The 18,702-nt window shown below is 60.1% G+C and carries 13 protein-coding genes; 1 reads left to right on the plus strand and 12 read right to left on the minus strand.

The annotated features are described in order from the left end of the window. Positions 1–105 precede the first annotated feature (105 nt). Entirely contained in the window at positions 106–3,027 is a 2,922-nt protein-coding gene (locus GYN08_RS14190) for a glycoside hydrolase family 3 protein (protein WP_166275277.1), read from the minus strand. A 471-nt stretch (positions 3,028–3,498) separates the two neighbouring features. Between GYN08_RS14190 and GYN08_RS14195 the strand changes: the two genes are divergently transcribed. Next, entirely contained in the window at positions 3,499–4,107 is a 609-nt protein-coding gene (locus tag GYN08_RS14195; protein WP_166275279.1) for a GNAT family N-acetyltransferase, read from the plus strand. Positions 4,108–4,152: 45 nt separating this feature from the next. Here the strand turns inward: GYN08_RS14195 and GYN08_RS14200 are convergent, their stop codons facing one another. The 11 genes from GYN08_RS14200 to GYN08_RS14250 all read right to left on the minus strand — a co-directional run bounded on the left by GYN08_RS14200 (position 4,153) and on the right by GYN08_RS14250 (position 18,680). Beyond that, positions 4,153–5,445: an MFS transporter gene (locus GYN08_RS14200; RefSeq protein ID WP_166275281.1), complete on the minus strand. Its 1,293-nt coding sequence runs from the start codon at positions 5,443–5,445 to the stop codon at positions 4,153–4,155. Between the two features lie 39 nt (positions 5,446–5,484). Further along, entirely contained in the window at positions 5,485–6,150 is a 666-nt protein-coding gene (locus tag GYN08_RS14205; RefSeq protein ID WP_166275283.1) for a metalloregulator ArsR/SmtB family transcription factor, read from the minus strand. 965 nt (positions 6,151–7,115) lie between these two features. Beyond that, positions 7,116–8,408, minus strand: a complete 1,293-nt coding sequence (locus GYN08_RS14210; RefSeq protein WP_166275285.1) for an MFS transporter — start codon at positions 8,406–8,408, stop codon at positions 7,116–7,118. A 206-nt stretch (positions 8,409–8,614) separates the two neighbouring features. Further along, a complete protein-coding gene (locus GYN08_RS14215) occupies positions 8,615–9,190 on the minus strand; it encodes a TetR/AcrR family transcriptional regulator (protein ID WP_166275287.1) in 576 nt (191 codons plus the stop codon). 107 nt (positions 9,191–9,297) lie between these two features. Continuing rightward, positions 9,298–10,002 carry a hypothetical protein gene (locus GYN08_RS14220; RefSeq protein ID WP_166275289.1) on the minus strand — a complete coding sequence of 235 codons (705 nt, stop codon included), beginning with the start codon at positions 10,000–10,002 and terminating at the stop codon, positions 9,298–9,300. A 66-nt stretch (positions 10,003–10,068) separates the two neighbouring features. Beyond that, positions 10,069–10,749 (minus strand): hypothetical protein, encoded by a 681-nt coding sequence (locus GYN08_RS14225; protein WP_166275291.1) that lies wholly within the window; start codon positions 10,747–10,749, stop codon positions 10,069–10,071. Continuing rightward, positions 10,740–11,315 (minus strand): hypothetical protein, encoded by a 576-nt coding sequence (locus GYN08_RS14230; RefSeq protein ID WP_166275293.1) that lies wholly within the window; start codon positions 11,313–11,315, stop codon positions 10,740–10,742. The genes GYN08_RS14225 and GYN08_RS14230 overlap by 10 nt, the downstream gene beginning before the upstream one ends. A gap of 166 nt (positions 11,316–11,481) precedes the next feature. Then, positions 11,482–13,875, minus strand: coding sequence for a phosphoketolase family protein (locus GYN08_RS14235; RefSeq protein WP_166275295.1), 2,394 nt, complete (start codon positions 13,873–13,875; stop codon positions 11,482–11,484). 273 nt (positions 13,876–14,148) lie between these two features. Then, on the minus strand, positions 14,149–16,539 hold the full coding sequence (locus GYN08_RS14240; protein ID WP_206023749.1) for a phosphoketolase family protein: 2,391 nt from the start codon (positions 16,537–16,539) through the stop codon (positions 14,149–14,151). 230 nt (positions 16,540–16,769) lie between these two features. Continuing rightward, on the minus strand, positions 16,770–17,492 hold the full coding sequence (locus tag GYN08_RS14245; RefSeq protein ID WP_166275297.1) for a GntR family transcriptional regulator: 723 nt from the start codon (positions 17,490–17,492) through the stop codon (positions 16,770–16,772). 117 nt (positions 17,493–17,609) lie between these two features. Continuing rightward, positions 17,610–18,680 (minus strand): threonine aldolase family protein, encoded by a 1,071-nt coding sequence (locus GYN08_RS14250; RefSeq protein ID WP_166275299.1) that lies wholly within the window; start codon positions 18,678–18,680, stop codon positions 17,610–17,612. Between the last annotated feature and the right edge of the window lie 22 nt (positions 18,681–18,702).

The following is an 18,702-nucleotide window of genomic DNA, read 5'->3' on the forward strand; positions in this document are numbered from 1 at the left end:
TGCGATTCATTATAGGGCAAAAAAGAGCCGCCTGCCCGGAAAGCTGCCGCAATGCGCAAAAAACCGGCTTCCCGGGAAGGGAAGCCGGTCGATCGAAACGGCCGATCAGTTGAATTGAAGCGTGCTGACGGAAATTTTGCCGTTCAAAGCCACGTACACGTCTTGACGTCCGCTCACGCCGTTCAGAGCGATGACGACGTCGCTCCACCGCTGAGCGCCTGCGGCTTCCACGGAAGCCGTGCCCACAAGTTGGCCGTCCGGCGCGCCGAGGCGAACGTCGATCGTGCCGTCTGCCGTGCCGGCGGCACGAATGGCGACCGAATCTGCGCCGCCGCCGAATTCGGCATCCTTGAACGCGATCCAGCCCGACTCGCCGACGACTTCGATCGCGCTGCCGCCTTCGTGGCATTCGCCGAGAATGACGCCTTCGTAAGCGTCGTAGTTGATCGCTTTGGTAAGCTGCTTCAGATCGCGCGGCGGAATGGTCTCGCCAGCCACTTCAAGCGCCGCGCTGACCGGAAGTTCGCCCGAGGACGATCCCGCAAGCAGCGTGTACTCGGCGTTTTCGATGACGAAACGCTCCTGCGTGACGTCCCATACGGCCAGCTCGGCCAGCGGAATGCTGAACCACACTTCCTTCGTTTCGCCGGCGGCCAGCTTGACGCGATTGAACGCCAGCAGCTGCTTGGACGGACGCTTCACGCGGGACTGTTCGACGCGGCCGTAGATCTGCACGACTTCTTCGCCGTCCCGGTCGCCGGTATTGGTCACCGTGACGGTCAGGTCGATCTTCGCGCGTTCCGCCGCCGTTACGCTCGGGGCATTCAGCCGAAGACCCTCGTAAGAGAACGTCGTGTACGACAATCCGTAGCCGAACGGATACAGCGCGTCGCCTTCGAAGTAGCGGTACGTGCGATTGCCTTGAATGATGTCGTAATCCATGAACTCCGGAAGCTGATCGACCGATTTGTACCAGGTCATGCTCAAGCGGCCGGCCGGGTTTTCTTCGCCGAACAGCACGTCCGCGATCGCGCGGCCCACTTCCTGGCCGGCATGCGTGGAGTACAGCACCGCGGGCACGTTATCGTTGACCCAGTTCAGGGCGTACGGGTAGCTGCCGACCACGACCACGATCGTGTTCGGGTTGACGGACATGACTTCCTTGATCAGCTGCTCCTGCGACTGCGGCAGCGTGATGTCCGGACGGTCGATCGTTTCCTTGCCGTTGATGAGCGGATGGTTGCCGACGAAGACGACCGCGACTTCGGCGTCTTTCGCCGCCTGGCGCGCCGCTTCGAATTTGTCCGTGACTTTTTCGACTTCGAAGACGTCGGCCTGCAGCGCTTCCGCCGCCGAGTTATCGAGCGCCGACGTGCCGCCCGCGTCGATCTCGTTCGACGTTTCTTCGCCGCGTCCGTCGCCGGACAGCAGCTCGCCGCCCTCGCCTACCGTAACCGGCGTATCTTTCCACGTCGAGAACGTGATCGAAGACTCCGCGTTCGAGGCGTTGCCGTTTTCCGGGCGAACCAGGAATACTTCCTTCGTGAACCACTCCCAGATCCGGTTTGCCGAAGCTTTGACGATCCGGTCGTCGGTGGTGACATAGAGACCGTTGTCTTCCGCGATCATCGTCGTATTTTCCCAGCCCCAATCGGTCAGTTCGAATACGGAGGCGCCGTCCGCCGAGTCGGCCGATGCCGCAAGCGGCGATTCTTCCGTTTGCCGGAGCGCCACGTATTTGCCGTTCTTTTTCGACTTAAGCTTGATGCGGTCGGTGCCGCCGGCGAATGCCGCCTGTCCGCCTTTGCCCGCGGTGTCCAATTTCTCTTGAATACCGGCCAAAGGCGTGATCGCGTACGGCAGTTCGCCGCTGTACCAGTCGCGGTAGACGGTTCCGCCGAGCGGTCCGATCACGGCGACTTTGTTCAGCTTGTCCGCCTGCAGCGGCAGCGTTTTGTTTTCGTTTTTAAGCAGCACGATCGACTTGCGCGCCGCGGTGCGGGCCAGTTCGGCGTGCTCTTTTTTCATGATGACCGACTCGTCGATCGCCGCGTACGGATTGCCTTCTTCCGGGTCGAACTCGCCCAGGCGGAAACGCACGCGGAACGTATTGCGCAGCGCCGCATCGAGATCGGCTTCCGTGATCTGACCGTCCTTCAGCGCTTCGCGCAGCGAGGACTTCATCAGCTCGCCGTCATCGGTGAGGCTGTCGATGCCGCCTTCCTTGACGGAGCGGGCGACCGCTTCCGTATGCGACTCCAGGTAGCCGTGGTCGCGCACCGTGCCGGACACGTCGAACGCGTCGCTGACGACGAAGCCGTCCATGCCCCATTCGCCTTTGACGATGCCGTTGACGTCCGGGTTCAGGTTGGCCGGCACGCCGTTGACGGCGTTGTACGACGTCATCATCGACTGCGCGCCGCCTTCCTTGAACGGAATCTCGAACGCTTTGAGGTAGTATTCGCGCATGTTGCGCGGATCGAGGCTGACCGAAGCGTCGCCGCGGCCCACTTCGTTATTGTTTCCGATAAAATGCTTCAGGGTGGCAACCGCTTTCAGATACTTCGGATGGTCGCCCTGGATGCCCTTCACGAGCGCGGAGGACAGTTTGCCGGCCAGAATCGGGTCTTCGCCGTACGCTTCTTCCGTCCGTCCCCATCTCGGGTCGCGCTCCATGTCGACGGTCGGCGCCCACAGCGTCAGTCCGTTGATCTCCGGATTGCGCTTGTAGAAGCCGCGCGCTTCGTCGCCGATCGCGCTGCCGATTTCTTTCAGCAGCTCTTCGTCCCAGATGCTCGACAGGCCGATCGGCTGCGGGTAACCGGTCGCTTCGCCCAACCAGGCCATGCCGTGTGCCGCTTCGGTGCCGTGCTTGTATGGTTTGACGCCAAGACGCTCGACGGCGGCCTGGTATTGGATCATCAAATCGACTTTCTCTTCCTGCGTGAAGCGGGACACGAGGTCGTTTACGCGCTCCTCAAGCGGAAGCGACGGATTTTGAAACGGATATTGAGTCTCGATAGACATGGAGATCCTCCTTCGAATGCGCTTTCTTATCTACATTTTAAAGGAAAGCGAAGCCGGCAAACTACCCGGATAATTGGAGGCGTTTTCATGTCAGATTCGGGGATTGGGTTTCGTAACATTCAGGCCAGTGTATTCGTCAAAAGGTAAACCGACAGAAAGGAGTTACTCCGATGAAGATAGGCAGATTAGCGGCGGCATTTACGGGCAGGGCGTTCCGCTCGGGACGGCGATCCATGAAATCGACGGCACGGAGGTTGAAAAAGCGATCGCGGTCGAGGTCGAAAAAGGGATCTATCAGCGGGCGGAAAAAGTCGGGCCTTGATGCGGATGTCCGAGCGTATCCGGGAAGCGCCACGGACGTTTGCCGGATTGTGCATACATTAAGCGATGAAGTTCATTCTATGCCGACTCCGAAGTTTCTATAATAAAGTGCAAATGAACGTATAGAACAAGAGGAAAGCAGGGAAGAATATGAACATAGACCCGCAGGCTGCGTTAACCGGCTCCGCCGTTTCTCTGATACCGCTTGAAGAAAGCCATCGGACAGAGCTGTGCGAAGTCTTATACGATCCCCGAATCTGGGAGTATACGTGGCAGAACTTCACGTCCGTCAAGGAATTGGAGCAGGATTTCGATCTGGCTCTGGCGCACCGGGCGAACCAAACGCAAATTCCGTTCGTCATCGTCCACCGTCAGTCCGGGGCGATCGTCGGCACGACGAGAATCGGCGACATCGACACCCGCAACCGAGGCGTCGAAATCGGCTGGACGTCGGTTTCGCCGGATCATTGGCGCACCGTAGTCAACACGGAGTGCAAATATCTGCTGCTGCGTTGCTGCTTCGAGCAGTTGGGCGTTTTCCGCGTGCAGTTCTCGGTCAGCGGCCGGAATCTTCGTTCGCAGAAGGCGGTCGAGCGCATCGGGGCCGTCAAGGAAGGCGTCTTCCGCAAGCATCGCATCGAACCCGGAGGCCCGGTTCACGACAACGTGTTCTACAGCATTTTGGATACGGAATGGCCGGCGGTCAAAGAGAACCTCGAGCATCTTATGCAGAAGTACGAGGAGCCCGCCGGCATTTGAAAAAAGCAGCCCGCCGATCGAGTCTTCGAAAGGCGGGCTGCTTTTTTATGCGCTTTTTGCTTGCTTGGGCCCTTTCCACAGCATGAACGGAACTAGCGCGAGCGCCATGAAGCCTCCCGCGTACGAGAGGGCGGCGTAGCTCGAATTCGCCACGACCAGACCGGAGAGCATGCCGCCGGAAGCGCCGGCCAGCGCGATCAGCACGTCGACCGAACCTTGCACTTTCGCGCGGTCGGACGCGGTGGTCGAGTCCACGATCATCGCCGTGCCGCTGATCAGGCCGAAGTTCCAGCCGAGACCGAGCAGAACGAGCGCGGCGATCAGCATGCCGAGCGAGTCGGCGGGAGCCAGCGCGGCCGTGACGCCGGCCAGCAGCAGCGTCACCCCGGAAGCGGACGCCATGGCGACTCGGCCGATTTTGTCGACCAGAACGCCGGTAATGAGAGACGGCAGATACATGGCTCCGATGTGGAAACCGATGACCAGGCCGACATCGCTCAGATGGTGGCCGTGATGCCGCATATGTACGGGCGTCATCGTCATGATCGCGACCATGACGATCTGCGTCAGAATCATGACCAGGGCGCCCAGCGTGATGCCCCGGCGGCTGTCGGCGGACTTGATGCGGCTGTCGGCAGGAGCGCCGCTGCGCACGGCGTGCGCCGCCGCTTCCTTCGCGACCAGCAGCGGGTCCGGCCGGAGCAGCGCAAGGAGGATGATCCCGGCCAGGAAGTAAGCGGCCGCCGCCAGAATAAACGGACCGGCCAGAGCCGGCACGCCGATCGATACCGCGAAATCCCCGGTAACGTCGACCAGCGTAGGCCCGGCCACCGCCCCGATCGTCGTGAACACCATGGCCATGCTCGCGGCCGTCGCACGCTGCTTCGGACCGGCGAGGTCCGTTCCCGCGTAGCGGGCCTGCAGATTGGTCGCGCTGCCGGCTCCGTAGATCAGCAGGGAGACCAACAGCAGCGCGATGCTGCCGGTCAAGGCCGCGAAAATGACGCCGACCGCTCCGACGCCGCCGCCGATAAAGCCCAAACCGAGTCCCATTCGGCGCCCGAACCGCTGCGAGTAGCGGCCGACCAGCAGGGCGGCCGCCGCCGATCCGAGCGTGAACAGCGCGGTCGGCACCCCCGTGAAATTATCCGTTCCCAGCATATCCTGCGCGATCAGCGCGCCGACGGTCACCCCGGCCGCCAGCCCCGCGCCTCCGAAAATCTGCGAGAGAATCACGACGATCAGCGTTCGCCGGAACAGCCTCCTCTGCTTCTCGGGCGATTCCGCGTAAGCGCGGATCATCTGCCTTTTCCGCTGCGCGGCATTCGTTTCGTTCATTGTCCTCGACATCCTTCCTTGATCCGCCTGACGCGGATGTTACGATTGCCGTGCCGCTCCGAGCCGAAACTCGTTCCAGTCGTGCACGTTTTTGTCCAAATGGCCGGCACGGAACCCGCGCTCCCGCAGCAGGGCGGCCGCTTTGACCGACATGAGGCAGTACGGCCCCCGGCAGTACGCCACGATCTTCGAATCGGCCGGCAGCGCCTCCAGCTTCTCGGCCAATTCCCCGATCGGCACGGAAACGGCGCCGGGAATGTGGGCGGCTTCGTACTCGTCGGCCGGACGGACGTCGATCAGCGTCACTTCTCCGGATTCCATGCGCTTTGCCAGTTCCTCCAGCGTGACCTCTTCCGCATCTTCGAACTGATCCATGAACCGGTCGCGGATATCCTTCACTTCGATCAGCCGATTCTCGGACAGGCCGTACAGCGAATTGAGGAACCGAAGGACCGAAGGATCGGCCAGTTCGTAAAAAATGAAATTGCCCTGTCTCCGCGAGACGACCAGCTTGGCCTGGCTCAGCGTCTGCAGGTGCTGGGACACATTGGCGACGGACATCGCCGTGCTCTTGGACAGCGCTTCGACCGACTTGGGACTTTGAGACAAGATATCGAGAATCTCCAGCCGCTTCGGACTGGACAGACATTTTCCGATCCGGGCGAACTCGCCGAATACGCCGTCCCGGAATTCCCGTTCGTTCATGCTTGCGGCACCTCCGGTTTCATGTATTCAAGAATTTTATTGAATAGATGAATAATAAATCAAAAGGCGGAAATCGTCAATGGATTGGAGGGAAGGTAGCCGGACACCCGAACCGCGAGATATGGGGCCAGGGCGAACCGCTAAGGAGGCGATTCGTCGTTCATCGGCGGCCCGGTTCATCGGAGCGGCAGTCCGTAGGACGGCAAGGCGCCGCTTGCGCCGCTCGACCGTCAAGTCGCTCCGTCATTCCGGCAGTTCGTCGGCCTACCGGCTGGGCAGTCTGCGGATTCTCCGGCTCTGCCGGTTCCGCCGAACGTTCTAACGGAACACAGAGACCCTTAGAGCCGAAATTTGGCCTCTGCGAAAATCTAACGGAACGAGGTGACGCTTAGCGGGGCAGAAGTAAGCTTTTTCGGCAGTTTCGGCGGTCTCTTGGCGGCTAAGCGTCCATACGATCCGTTAGAGAAGTGCCGGAGCCGAAAAAGACCTTCTAACGGACATGCAATCCGTTAGAAGGCCGAGGAAGGTTAGCGCGATAGGGAGACGGAAGGGAAGCGATGAAAAGCACCGATAGCAGGCGGCCGCCCTTCGGGCGGCACGCATGGCAGGACGTACAAGATGCGATAAGAGCGGCAGGAGCGACAGGCTCGGCGACGCACCAGCCGCGACGGGGGATGCGCCATGAGCGGCGACCGGACGCTTCGGCGGCGGCAAGGCGCGCCGGCAGATTGACCGGACGCTCCGACGGCAGCAGGACGCGCCGTCGTCAACAAGGCGAACCAGCCGCGACGGGGCATGCGCCATAGGCAGCGGTCAAATGCGGCAGCGGCGACCGGGTGCTTCGGCAGCAGCGGGACGCTTCCGGCGGTAACTGCGGCAGGGGCGAGCCGGCAGCGGTCAAAATGTGCCGCGCTCCCGGCTGCGCCTGGCGCGTCCGACGGCGCCAAGGCCGCCGCACGGCGCGCTTACCGCTTCGCCCCCGCGCGCATCTCGCTGACTCGTTCCAGCCGCCGCTCCGAGCGTCCTTCCGTCACGTAATACGCCAGCGCCAGCAGCGGCAGCGCGGCGCCGATGATCATCGCCAGACGCCAGCCGCCGGCGGCGTAAGCCCAGCCGCCGATCGCCGAGCCGGCGGCCCCGCCGACGAAGAAGATCGCCATGAACAGTCCGTTCAGGCGGCTGCGCGCTTCGGCGCCGAGCGAGAAGATGGCCCGCTGGCTGAGCACCAGGTTGGCCGAGACGCCGAGATCGAGGAGGATCGCGGCGATCGTCAGCAGTCCGACGGCGAGGACCGAGCCGGCGTGCACGAACATCGGCAGCAGCGCCGCTGCCGCTACCAGCGCCAGCGCAAGGCCCGTGGCGCCGTAGCTCCGGCCGCGGTCGGCCAGGCGGCCGGCGATCGGAGCGGCCGCGGCGCCGGCCACCCCGACGAGGGCGAAGACGGCGATGCCCGTCTGCGTGAAGCCGAAGGCCGGGCTGCCCAGCAGCAGCGGGGCCGTGGTCCAGAACAGGCTGAACGAAGCGAACAGCAGCGCGTGGTACACCGCGCGGCGGCGCAGAATCGGAGTCGAGACCAGCAGGCGGCGCATCGAACCGAGCAGCTGCGGGTAGGTCAGTCCGGACTCCGGATGCCGCTTAGGCAGGGCGCGCAGCAGGACGAGCGCCAGCATCAGAATCAGCGCGGCGGATACATAGAAGATCGAGCGCCAGCCCAGCCAGCCGGCGAGCAGGCTGGACAAAGGCCGCGCCAGCATGATGCCGAGCAGCAGGCCGCTCATGACGTTGCCGACGACGCGGCCGCGCGATTCTTCCGAAGCCAGATGCGAAGCGTACGGAACGAGAATCTGCGCGGCGACCGAGCCGAGCCCGATCAGCAGAGCGGCCAGCAGGAACAGCGGCGCGCTGCCCGCGACGGCCGATAAAGCCAGCGCGGCGACGGTGAAGAACAGCAGGACCGACACCAATTTGCGGTTTTCCAAAATATCGCCGAGCGGCACGAGCAGCAGCAGTCCGGCGGCGTAGCCGATCTGCGTCAGCGTCACGATCAGGCCGGCCGAACCGGCGGACAGGCCGATCGCCTGGCGGATCGGTTCCACCAGCGGCTGCGCGTAATACAGGTTGGCGACGATGATGCCGCAGGCCGCCGCCAAGAACAGCAGCAGCCAGCCGGGAATCGCTTTTTCGCTCTTCGTTTCCGCTGCCTTTTTCGCCTTGGCGTCCGCCGCCGGGTTCGTTTTCGTATTTGCGTTTCTGTTCATCTTCTTCACTCTCCTTGAATATATTGTCGGGGCTGCAGGCTTCCGCAATCGCCGCCGCTTCGCCTGCCGTGTCCCACCCTGTTTCTGTTTTCCTCGGTTCGTTTCCGACTTTGTTCGCCGCTGTCTTTGTTCATTCACGCAGTTATTTCGGAACATTCGTTCCAGAATAGTCAAAAAAAATCGGCTCCCGGCATCCCGCGTTTTTTTCACAGCATGCCGATAACCGTCTTAATCATCGATTCCGCCCGTTCGCGGCCGTTGTTCAGCTTCGCCGCGACGTTGATGCCGTGGTTGATCGTCAGCAGCATGTACGCCAGATCGTCGATGTTCCGGTCCGCCTCGATCTCGCCCGACTCCTGTCCGCGCTTCAGCAGCTCGTAAAAAGCGATCCGAAGCTCTTCGAAGTGGGTACGCATCAGCCGATTGATCTCGTCTTCCGGCGAATCGACGTTCACGATCGTGTTCGTGACCAGGCAGCCCATCGGGGTGTCTTCGCGGAACGATCCGTCGATATGACGCTCGAAGTACTGCCGGATACCTTCCTTCGCGGATTTCGCTTCCAGCAGGAACCGCCGCTTCTCCTGGCTGTTTCGCCGGTACAGCTGCGCGGCTTCCAGATACAGCGCATGCTTGTCCGTAAACGTCTCGTACATGCTCGACCGGCTGATATCCATCGCTTCCAGCAGATCGGCCATGCTCGTGCCGTCGTATCCTTTTTCCCAGAAGACCAGCATCGCCTTGTGCAGCACCTGCGCGCGGTCGAACTCTTTGGTTCGCGCCATGCCGTTTCCTCCTTTCTTCACTCGTCGTTGAGGTCAGTATACTCTTTCCGGAACGATTATTCCAGTATTATTTTTAAAAAAACCGCTTGGCTGCAAAACCTTTCTTCTCAGCCACGGTTCGTCGTGATCGATCCTTGTTCCCATTCGCAGCTCATTCGTCCGGTCTCGGGATCCTGCTTCCATACAAGCCGCTCGGTTCGGGGCTTGATCTTTTTGCGTAAATTCACGGTGCCTACCGCGTCTTTGGGATTGGCTCTGCAACTGCGTTCCTTGTACCACCTCAGCGACTCCGTACAGCGGTTCACAGGTTCCATATCCGGGTTCTCGTCGTCCTCCCAGCGAAAAGCGAAGCAGGCGATCCGAGATTCCCCTTCACGCAGGTAACGCAGCAGCACATATCTTTTGGTACGGCGAAGACGTATCCTTTTTCGCAGCTCTTCTATATCCCGGTCTTCCGGCGTTTGCGAAATTTCGGCGTCCGACCGCTTATGGTTCGGCCCGGATCGGAGCATCGACGGCCCCAGCAGCTCCTCGACTTCGATCACCTCTTTCCACGGAATGACGATGGCGGGTTTGAACCACGGCTTGATCGTCAAGGCGTCGCCGTTCAGAAAAAGCTGAAGCCTTTCCTTCCCTCGCAGCCCGTCCAATCCGCTCAAGTATCCCGCGCCGTAAAGCTCCTGCGCTTTGTAAGGGAATTTCCGCAAATATTCGATCCCTGCAAACACGCTGCCGAGCGCAAGAAGCATAATCATTCCGAGGGCCATCCACACCGGAAACAACAGGTAGATGCCGATCTCCAGCATGCTCATCTTACAGCCTCCTTCTCGATGATTTCCCGTTTTGCAAAGCGTCCTTCCGGGGTACTTCGCCCGCTTTCAGCGCAGTTCTTCCCATTCGGCGGTGACCATCCCGCTTCCGGGATCCTGCCGCCAGACGGCCCTGCCGTTTTTTGGCTTGGGTTTTTTTCGCAGATTCACCGTTCCCGCCGCGTCTTCCGGGTTTCTTTTCCAGCTGTGTTCCTTATACCATTCCAGCGTGTCGAGGCATTGGTAAACCGGCTCGTTCTCGACTACTTCCATTTCCCCGAACCGGAATCCGAAAGCGACCGCGTACGGAATGCCGCCCTGCTCGTAATGCAAGACGATGTATCGCTGAATGCGTCCGAACAGCGTCCATTCTGTTCTGCTTCCTACTTTCGACAGAAATTTCAGATTCTCCGGCAGCGTTTCTTCCTCCGGAAGTTCTCCCGCGAACACGCCGTTTCCGAACGCGAACCCGAGCCAGTCGATCTTGCGAATGTCCCGCGTGCTCATGGTCACGGCCGGCCGGCGTCGCGCTTTGATGACCAAACGGTCCCGATTGATCAGCAGTTGAATCTTGGCCTTTTTGCGTACGCCGGGAAGGCCGCCCATATGATACACGACAAAACGATCGATCGCTTGATAAGGAGCTTTCTGTTTGCGATCATAACGGTGCCACAGAATTTCGCCTATGACTCCGACGACCACCCAAAACGCCATAATAGCCAGCAAAAGGACTGTAACTTTCAAGGCCATGACGTCACCTCCGTTTGTTGTCGCCTGTCCGACCGAATCTGCTCCAGCTTGTCGAAAAACACTTCGAACGGCTCGTTCTCCGGCAGTTCCCGCCTTCCGAACGATACCGCTCGGGCCTGCCCGTCCTGCTCGTAATTCAGCAAAACGAAACGTTTCGCCGAACGAAAAATCGCCGGTCCCGCCGTCTGATCGGCCAGGTTCGTCAGCTTCCCCAGCTTGACCCCTTGAAAAGTTCCTTCCCGACGATCCAGCTCTTCTTTGCGAAACAACAGCGCGCTTCGACGAATATCGCGCAGCTCCGTCACGTCGTTCCAGGCCAGAACGGCGGCAGGTCTGCGTTTGTATTCGACGATCAGGCCGTCGGGGGTCGCAGCGAGCAGCACGGACGCCTTGGGCGGAACGTTCGGCAGGTCTCCCGTGTGGTAAGCCAACTCCCAGCAGGAAGCCCCGTACTCTTTCATCCGCCGCTCTCTCCGGCCGCTGCTGATCAGCGCCGGAACCGCGACGATCGCAATCGGCGCGATCACGATTCCCGCCACCCATGCGGCAAGGTCGATCAACTCCATCCCTCCTTCCTTCCCCTGCTAAAAAGTCCCCCTTCCAACGTAACACGGTCCCTTTGTCCGCGACTACTCGGTTTACAAAAAAAGACATTAAAAAGACCGCTCCTTTTACGAAGCGGCCTTCCCTCTTCTCGGTTCTTTTATTCGCGGCTCTCCTCGCCCGATCCCCTTACTCCAGTCCTTCCCAGCGCCATTCCGTCACTTCCGGCAGGTCCCGGCCTTCTTCCCGGATGTAGCGCGTATGCTTCTCCAGCATTCCGTCCATCTCGCGCGCGATGTCGACGTGGCGCTCCGCGTGCGGCAGGCTCATGACCGCTTCCTTGACGATGCTGAACCGGTCCATCTGGTTGAGCACCCGCATGTCGAACGGAGTCGTGATATCGCCGTTTTCCCGGTAGCCGTGCACATGCAGATCGCGGTTGGCGCGGTCGAAGAACAGGTCCTTGAGCAGCCCCTCGTACCCGTGGAACGCGAACACGATCGGCTTGTCGACGGTGAAAAAGGCATTGAACTCCTCGTCCGTCAGCCCGCGCGGATCGCGCTTGTGATGGCGCAGGCGCAGCAGGTCGACCACGTTGACGCAGCGGATCTTCAGCTCCGGCAGCTGCTGATGCAGAATCTGGATCGCGGCCAGCGCCTCCACCGTCGGCTCCGTGCCCGAAGCCGCGATCACGACATCCGGCTCCTCGCCGCTCTTCGCCGTGCTGGCCCAGTCGACGATCTTAAGCCCTTTTTCTACCAGCTCCGCCGCTTCCTCCATGCCGAACCACTGCGGACGCGGATGCTTGGACGAGATGACGACGTTGATCCGCTGGCGGTCGTTCATGATCTTGTCGAACACGGCCAGCAGCGTATTGGCGTCGGCGGGCAGATATTCGCGGATGAATTCGGCTTTCTTGTCCGCCAAATGGGTCAGGATGCCGGGGTCCTGGTGCGTGTAGCCGTTGTGGTCCTGCTGGAACACGGTCGACGAGCTGATCAGATTCAATGAAGGAATATCGGCTCTCCAGCTCTGGTCGGACGCTTTTCTCATCCATTTGAAATGCTGGGTGATCATCGAATCGACCACGCGCAGAAACGCTTCATAGCTGGCGAAAAAGCCATGGCGCCCGCTCAGCACATAGCCTTCCAGCATGCCTTCCGCCTGATGCTCGGACAGCTGCGAGTCGATGACCCGGCCTTCGTGCGCCATATATTCGTCGTTGACCTCGTCGATCTTCGCCACCCACTGCCGCTTGGTCACTTCGAACACCGGCGACAGCCGGTTGGACATCGTCTCGTCGGGTCCGAAGATGCGGAAGTTGCGGCTCTCTTCGTTCAGCTTCATCACGTCGCGGACGTATTCGCCGAGCACGTGCATGTCCTGATCGTCCTGCGCGCCGGGCTTGTCGATCTTGACGGCGTAGTCGGCGATATTCGGCAGCTTCAAATCTTTCACGAGCTTGCCGCCGTTCGTCACCGGGTTCATCGCCATCCGGCGTTCGCCTTTCGGCAGGATATCCGATATGTCCTCCTTCAAGCGTCCCCGCTCGTCAAAAAGCTCCTGCGGACGGTAGCTGTTCATCCATTCGATGAGCGCGGGCGTGTACTGCATATGCTCGCGGTCCGCCGGGATCGGTACCTGGTGGGCGCGGAACGAACCTTCGATCGTTTTGCCGTCCCATTCTTTCGGTCCCGTCCATCCTTTCGGCGTACGGAAAATGAGCACCGGCCACATCGGGCGGGACGGATCCCGATCTTCGCGGGCGTACCGCTGAATATTTTGAATGCGCTCGATCGCCGTATCCAGCGCTCCCGCCATCTTCGGATGCATGACCGCCGGATCGTCGCCTTCGACGAACAGCGGCTCCCAGCCGAGTCCGCGGAAATACTGCTCCAGCTCTTCGTCGGTCTGCCTGCCGAACATCGTCGGATTGCTGATCTTGAATCCGTTCACGTGCACGATCGGCAGCACCGCCCCGTCCGTGATCGGGTTGATGAAGCGGTTCGAGAACCACGAAGCCGCCAGCGGACCCGTCTCCGCTTCGCCGTCGCCGATCACGACCGCCGCGATCAGATCCGGATTGTCGAGAATGGTGCCGACGCCGTGCGACAGCGAATAGCCCAGTTCCCCGCCTTCATGGATGGAACCCGGCGTCTCCGGCGCGGCGTGCGAAGCGACACCGCCCGGGAAGGAAAACTGCTTGAACAGCTTTTTCATGCCCGGTTCGTCCCGCGTGATCTCCGGATAAATTTCCGTATAGCTGCCGTCCAGATACGCGTTCGAGACCATCACCTGGCCGCCGTGCCCGGGGCCTTCGATATAGAACATGTTCAGGCCGTACTTGCCGATGACCCGGTTGAGATGCGCGTAGATGAAGTTCTGTCCCGGCACCGTTCCCCAGTGGCCGATCGGATGGTATTTGACGTCTTCTTCCTCCAGCGGCCGCCGCAGCAGCGGATTGTCTTTCAGGTAAATTTGTCCGACCGACAGATAATTGGCGGCACGCCAATAAGCGTCCAGCTTGTCCAGGTAAGCGGGCGACGAATACTCCTGCTTCTGACGTACAGTTTCCGGTTTCATTGCTCTCTCACTCCTCCTTGGCGGATGGGATAGTCGAATCGCCGTCTCTGTCTCGCGATTGCCCTATAGGGGGTTTTACCCAACCTTCCCGCCACTTACCGAGTTTTCGAGTCTTCCGATTTCCCTTGCACGCCCGCGCCGCGCAAAAAGCCCGGAATCCGGCGTATGCCGATTCCGAGCTTTTATCTTTTCCTTATTCCTATATCCCTTTTGAAGGGATGAGCATCCTGTGTCCGAAAAGGTTCTGTTCCTTTAAGGCGCGCGCAGCGATGCTTATCGCTTCAGCCCCGTCCACTTCCAACTTTCCACTTCCGGCAGGTCGATGCCTTCCTCGCGGATGAAGCGGTGGTGCTTGGCCACGACGGCGTCCATGTCGGCGGCGAACGCCGCATGCTCGCCGGCGTTCGGCAGGCTCAGCACGGCAGACTTCGCCAGATCGAAGCGGTCCATCTGGTTCAGCACGCGCATGTCGAACGGAGTGGTGATATCGCCGTTCTCGCGGTAACCGTGCACGCGCAGATTGTGGTTATGACGATCGAAGAACAGGTCCTTGATCAGTCCTTCATAACCGTGGAACGCGAAGACGACCGGTTTGTCCTTCGTGAAGAAAGCGTCGAACTCGTCGTCGGACAGTCCGCGCGGGTCGAGCTTTTGGCTGCGCAGTCTGAGCAGGTCCACGACGTTGATGTAGCGGATCTTCAGCTCCGGCAGACGTTCGTTCAGGATCGAGATGGCCGCCAGCGCTTCCATCGTCGGTTCCGTACCGGACGAAGCGATGACCAGATCCGGTTCTTCGCCTGCTTGGGCCGTGCTGGCCCAGTCGATGATTTTCAGGCCTTTATCGACCAGCTCGTACGCTTCGTCGGCGCTGAACCACTGCGGACGCGGATGCTTGGACGAGACGATCAGGTTGATCTTCTGACGGTCGTTCAGCACCGTATCGAATACGGCCAGCAGCGTATTGGCGTCGGCCGGCAGATACTCGCGGATGAATTCCGGCTTTTTGTCGGCCAGGTGGCCGAGCAGGCCCGGATCCTGGTGCGTGTAGCCGTTGTGATCCTGCTGGAAGACGGTCGAAGTCGCCACGACGTTCAGGGAAGGAATATCCGCTCTCCAGCCTTGATCCGTCGCTTTGCGCAGCCACTTGAAGTGCTGGGTCAGCATGGAGTCAACGACGCGCAGGAACGCTTCGTAGCTCGCGAAGAAGCCGTGACGGCCGGTCAGGACGTAGCCTTCCAGCATGCCTTCCGCCTGGTGCTCGGACAGCTGCGAATCGATCACGCGGCCGTACGAAGCCAGGAACTCGTCCTGCGGCTCATGGATAGCATCCAGCCATTGGCGCTTAGTCACTTCGAATACCGGCGCCAGACGGTTGGACATCGTTTCGTCCGGTCCGAAGACGCGGAAGTTGCGGTTGTTTTCGTTCAGCAGCACGACATCGCGGATATATTTGCCCAGTACGGACATATCCTGCGCGGTCACTTCGCCCGGCTTGGAATTGTCCAGCGCGTAATCGCGGAAGTTCGGCAGTTTAAGATCTTTGATCAGATGGCCGGCGTTCGTGACCGGATTCATGCCCATGCGGCGGTCGCCCCGCGGCAGAATTTCGGCCAGTTCGGCTTTCAGACGGCCGTCTTCTTCGAAGCATTCTTCCGGACGGTAGCTGTTCAGCCAGTCCAGCAGCGCCGGCGCGTGTTCCATATGGTTCTGGTCGACCGGAATCGGCACCTGGTGAGCGCGGAACGATCCTTCGTTCGGCACGCCGTCCCACTGCTTCGGACCGGTCCAACCTTTCGGCGTACGGAAGATCAGCATCGGCCAGAGCGGACGGTAAGCTTCGTTGTTTTCGCGCGCGCCGCGTTGGATGGACGAGATGCGTTCGATGACCGCATCGAGCTGCTCGGCCATCAGCGGGTGCATCTTGTCCGGATCTTCGCCTTCGACGAAGAACGGCTCCCAGCCCATGCCGCGGAAGTAGTGGGTCAGCTCTTCGTTCGTCTGACGGGACAGGATGGTCGGGTTGCTGATCTTGAATCCGTTCAGATGCAGGATCGGCAGCACGGCGCCGTCCGTGATCGGATTGATGAAGCGGTTCGCGAACCACGACGCGGCCAGCGGTCCGGTCTCGGCTTCGCCGTCGCCGACCACGACCGCGGCGATCAGGTTCGGGTTGTCGAGAACGGCACCGGCGCCGTGGGACAGGGAGTAGCCCAGCTCGCCGCCTTCATGGATGGAACCCGGCGTTTCCGGCGCGGCGTGGGAAGCGACGCCGCCCGGGAACGAGAACTGCTTGAACAGTTTTTTCATGCCGGCTTCGTCCTGCGTAATCTCCGGATAAATCTCCGTGTAGCTGCCGTCCAGGTACGAGTTGGAGACCATGACCTGACCGCCGTGGCCCGGTCCTTCGATATAGAACATGTCGAGATCGTACTTCACGATGACGCGGTTGAGGTGCGCATAAATGAAGTTCTGGCCCGGAATCGTGCCCCAGTGGCCGATCGGCTTGATTTTCACGTCGTCCGCCTGCAGCGGTCTTTTCAGCAGCGGGTTGTCTTTCAGATACAGCTGTCCTACCGAGATATAGTTAGTCGCGCGCCAGTAAGCGTCAAGTTTGTTCAGGTAAGTTTTGGACGAATAATCCGTTTCCAATGTCGGTACTCCCATGTTCTCCACTTCCATTCTTCTTTTTTCAGAGGTTCAAGCTTCAAGCTTTTTTCGACTAAGTTACACTTTTCACAAGTTCATCTTACTCCTTTGAGGGTTGAATTCAACCTTTTTCACAATTGAACCGGTCCAATTTTAGAAAAAGGTGAACAAGATATGAACAACTTAACCTGCAGGTAATGTAAAAACAAAAAAGCAGACCGGAGTTTCCGGCCTGCTTAGCGCGATGCTTAATGCACCGACACAAACGTATTGAACTTGAGGTACTTGTAATGCAGCCGCATATGCGAAAACTCGAACGGCGTCCCGTTATCGAGGAAAAAGATGCCTTCCATAATGCCGACCGGCTCGTTGGGCGCCAAGTTCAGCAGCTCCCGATCTTCCGGATTCGACGGCTCGGCGAAGATCGACAGGTACGACTTGGTCACGGCCATATTATGCGCGTCCTGAAGATAGTTGAAGATCGAACCTTCGATAATGCTCTCGTTCAAGTTCTGCACGATCTTGATCGGAATATATCCCGTCTCGATCATGAACGGCTCTTCGTCGAACAGCCGCAGCCGGACGATCTTGTAGACGAAATCGTGCCGCTCGAGGAACAGGTCCCGCTGGAGTTCTTCCGTCGGCGGCACCACTTCGAAACTCAGCACTTTGATGCCCGGCTTTTTGCCGTGCATATGAAAGTTGTCGGTTACGCCGAGATTGGAGCCTTCGTAGTTGAAGACGGATTCGTTTTTCAGATACAGCGGGTTGATGAACGTGCCGGAGCCGCGCTTTTTGAAAATGATGCCTTCATTCTCCATTTTCGCCAGCGCGCGCTTTACCGAGCTTCGGCTGACCGCGTACGACTCGCTGAGGCTGCGTTCGTCGGGCAGGCGCATATCCGCGTATCGGCCGTCCAGAATTTTGCGCTTCAGGTCGTCGACGATCTGCTTGTAGACTAGTTCTGTCATGCCGTTCTCCTTCGGTTGAGGAAATGAATTGTCAGGTTAACTATACCACAGCGGAGAAGGCGCTTAGTAGAAGAAAGTCGAAGCCCGAACGGCCCGAAGGTTGAGCGGCCGGGCCGCCTAGACCGCGCTGCCGTTCAATCCGGCCGCCGCATGCCGAAGCGCCGCGAGATCCCCCAGCAGCCCGTCCACTTCCGTTTCCGTCGTGCCCCAGCTGGTGCAGAAGCGGACGGCGGTATGCGTGGCGTCGACCTTTTCCCATATCGTGAACGAATGCTTCGCTTTCAACCCTTCCAGCAGGTCGTCCGGCAGGATCGGGAACTGCTGGTTGGTCGGAGAATCGTGCAGGAAGCCGAAGCCAAGCTCCTCCAGCCCGCGGCGCAGCTTCATCGCCAGGCTTACCGCATGGCGGGAAATCTCGAAGTACAGCCCGTCTTCGAAAAACGTCTCGAATTGGACGCCGAGCAGCCGACCTTTCGCGAGAAGACCTCCCCGCTGCTTGATCAGATAGCGGAAGTCCCGCTTCAGCGCTTCGTTCAAGATGACGACCGCTTCGCCCATCAGCGCGCCCAGCTTCGTGCCGCCGATGTAGAAGACGTCGGTGAGTCTGGCGAGGTCGGCCAGCGTCACGTCGCCGCCTTCCGCCGCCAGCGCATAGCCGAGCCGCGCGCCGTCGACGAACAGCGGAAGCCCGCACTCGCGGCACGCTTCGCTGAGCGCTTCCAGTTCCGACAGCGTATAGACCGTACCGTTTTCCGTCGATTGCGAGATATAGACCATGCCCGGCTGAACCGTATGTTCCTTCGCTCCGTCGTTCTCATGCGCCTCGTACGCCCGACGCACCTGCTCCGCCGTGATCTTGCCGTCTTGATGCGGCAGCGTCAGCACTTTATGGCCGGCAGCCTCGATCGCTCCGGTCTCGTGGCCGGCGATATGCCCGGTATCGGCCGACAACACGCCCTGATGAGGACGCAGCAGCGCCGCGATGACCGTGGTGTTGGTCTGCGTGCCGCCCACAAGGAAATGCACGTCCGCGGCGTCCGCTTCGCATTCGCGGCGGATCAGGTCGCGGGCGCGTTCGCAGTATTCGTCCGTCCCGTAGCCGCTCGTCTGGTCCATGTTCGTTTCCAGCAGACGCTGGAGAATGCGCGGATGCGCGCCCTGGGTATAATCGCATTCGAATCGGGTCATCGTTCATCTCTCCGTTTTCTTC

The organism is Saccharibacillus alkalitolerans (assembly GCF_011090185.1).
In the GTDB taxonomy this organism is placed as follows: Bacteria; Bacillota; Bacilli; order Paenibacillales; family Paenibacillaceae; genus Saccharibacillus; species Saccharibacillus alkalitolerans.

What these genes read in the sequence shown, in the direction of transcription:
- GYN08_RS14195 (WP_166275279.1), top strand. Translation starts at nt 3,499, where the DNA reads ATGAACATAGACCCGCAGGCTGCGTTAACCGGCTCCGCCGTTTCTCTG.
- GYN08_RS14215 (WP_166275287.1), bottom strand. Translation starts at nt 9,190, where the DNA reads ATGGCGCGAACCAAAGAGTTCGACCGCGCGCAGGTGCTGCACAAGGCG.
- GYN08_RS14250 (WP_166275299.1), bottom strand. Translation starts at nt 18,680, where the DNA reads ATGACCCGATTCGAATGCGATTATACCCAGGGCGCGCATCCGCGCATT.
- GYN08_RS14230 (WP_166275293.1), bottom strand. Translation starts at nt 11,315, where the DNA reads ATGGAGTTGATCGACCTTGCCGCATGGGTGGCGGGAATCGTGATCGCG.
- GYN08_RS14210 (WP_166275285.1), bottom strand. Translation starts at nt 8,408, where the DNA reads ATGAACAGAAACGCAAATACGAAAACGAACCCGGCGGCGGACGCCAAG.
- GYN08_RS14240 (WP_206023749.1), bottom strand. Translation starts at nt 16,539, where the DNA reads ATGGGAGTACCGACATTGGAAACGGATTATTCGTCCAAAACTTACCTG.
- GYN08_RS14205 (WP_166275283.1), bottom strand. Translation starts at nt 6,150, where the DNA reads ATGAACGAACGGGAATTCCGGGACGGCGTATTCGGCGAGTTCGCCCGG.
- GYN08_RS14225 (WP_166275291.1), bottom strand. Translation starts at nt 10,749, where the DNA reads ATGGCCTTGAAAGTTACAGTCCTTTTGCTGGCTATTATGGCGTTTTGG.
- GYN08_RS14245 (WP_166275297.1), bottom strand. Translation starts at nt 17,492, where the DNA reads ATGACAGAACTAGTCTACAAGCAGATCGTCGACGACCTGAAGCGCAAA.
- GYN08_RS14200 (WP_166275281.1), bottom strand. Translation starts at nt 5,445, where the DNA reads ATGAACGAAACGAATGCCGCGCAGCGGAAAAGGCAGATGATCCGCGCT.
- GYN08_RS14190 (WP_166275277.1), bottom strand. Translation starts at nt 3,027, where the DNA reads ATGTCTATCGAGACTCAATATCCGTTTCAAAATCCGTCGCTTCCGCTT.
- GYN08_RS14235 (WP_166275295.1), bottom strand. Translation starts at nt 13,875, where the DNA reads ATGAAACCGGAAACTGTACGTCAGAAGCAGGAGTATTCGTCGCCCGCT.
- GYN08_RS14220 (WP_166275289.1), bottom strand. Translation starts at nt 10,002, where the DNA reads ATGAGCATGCTGGAGATCGGCATCTACCTGTTGTTTCCGGTGTGGATG.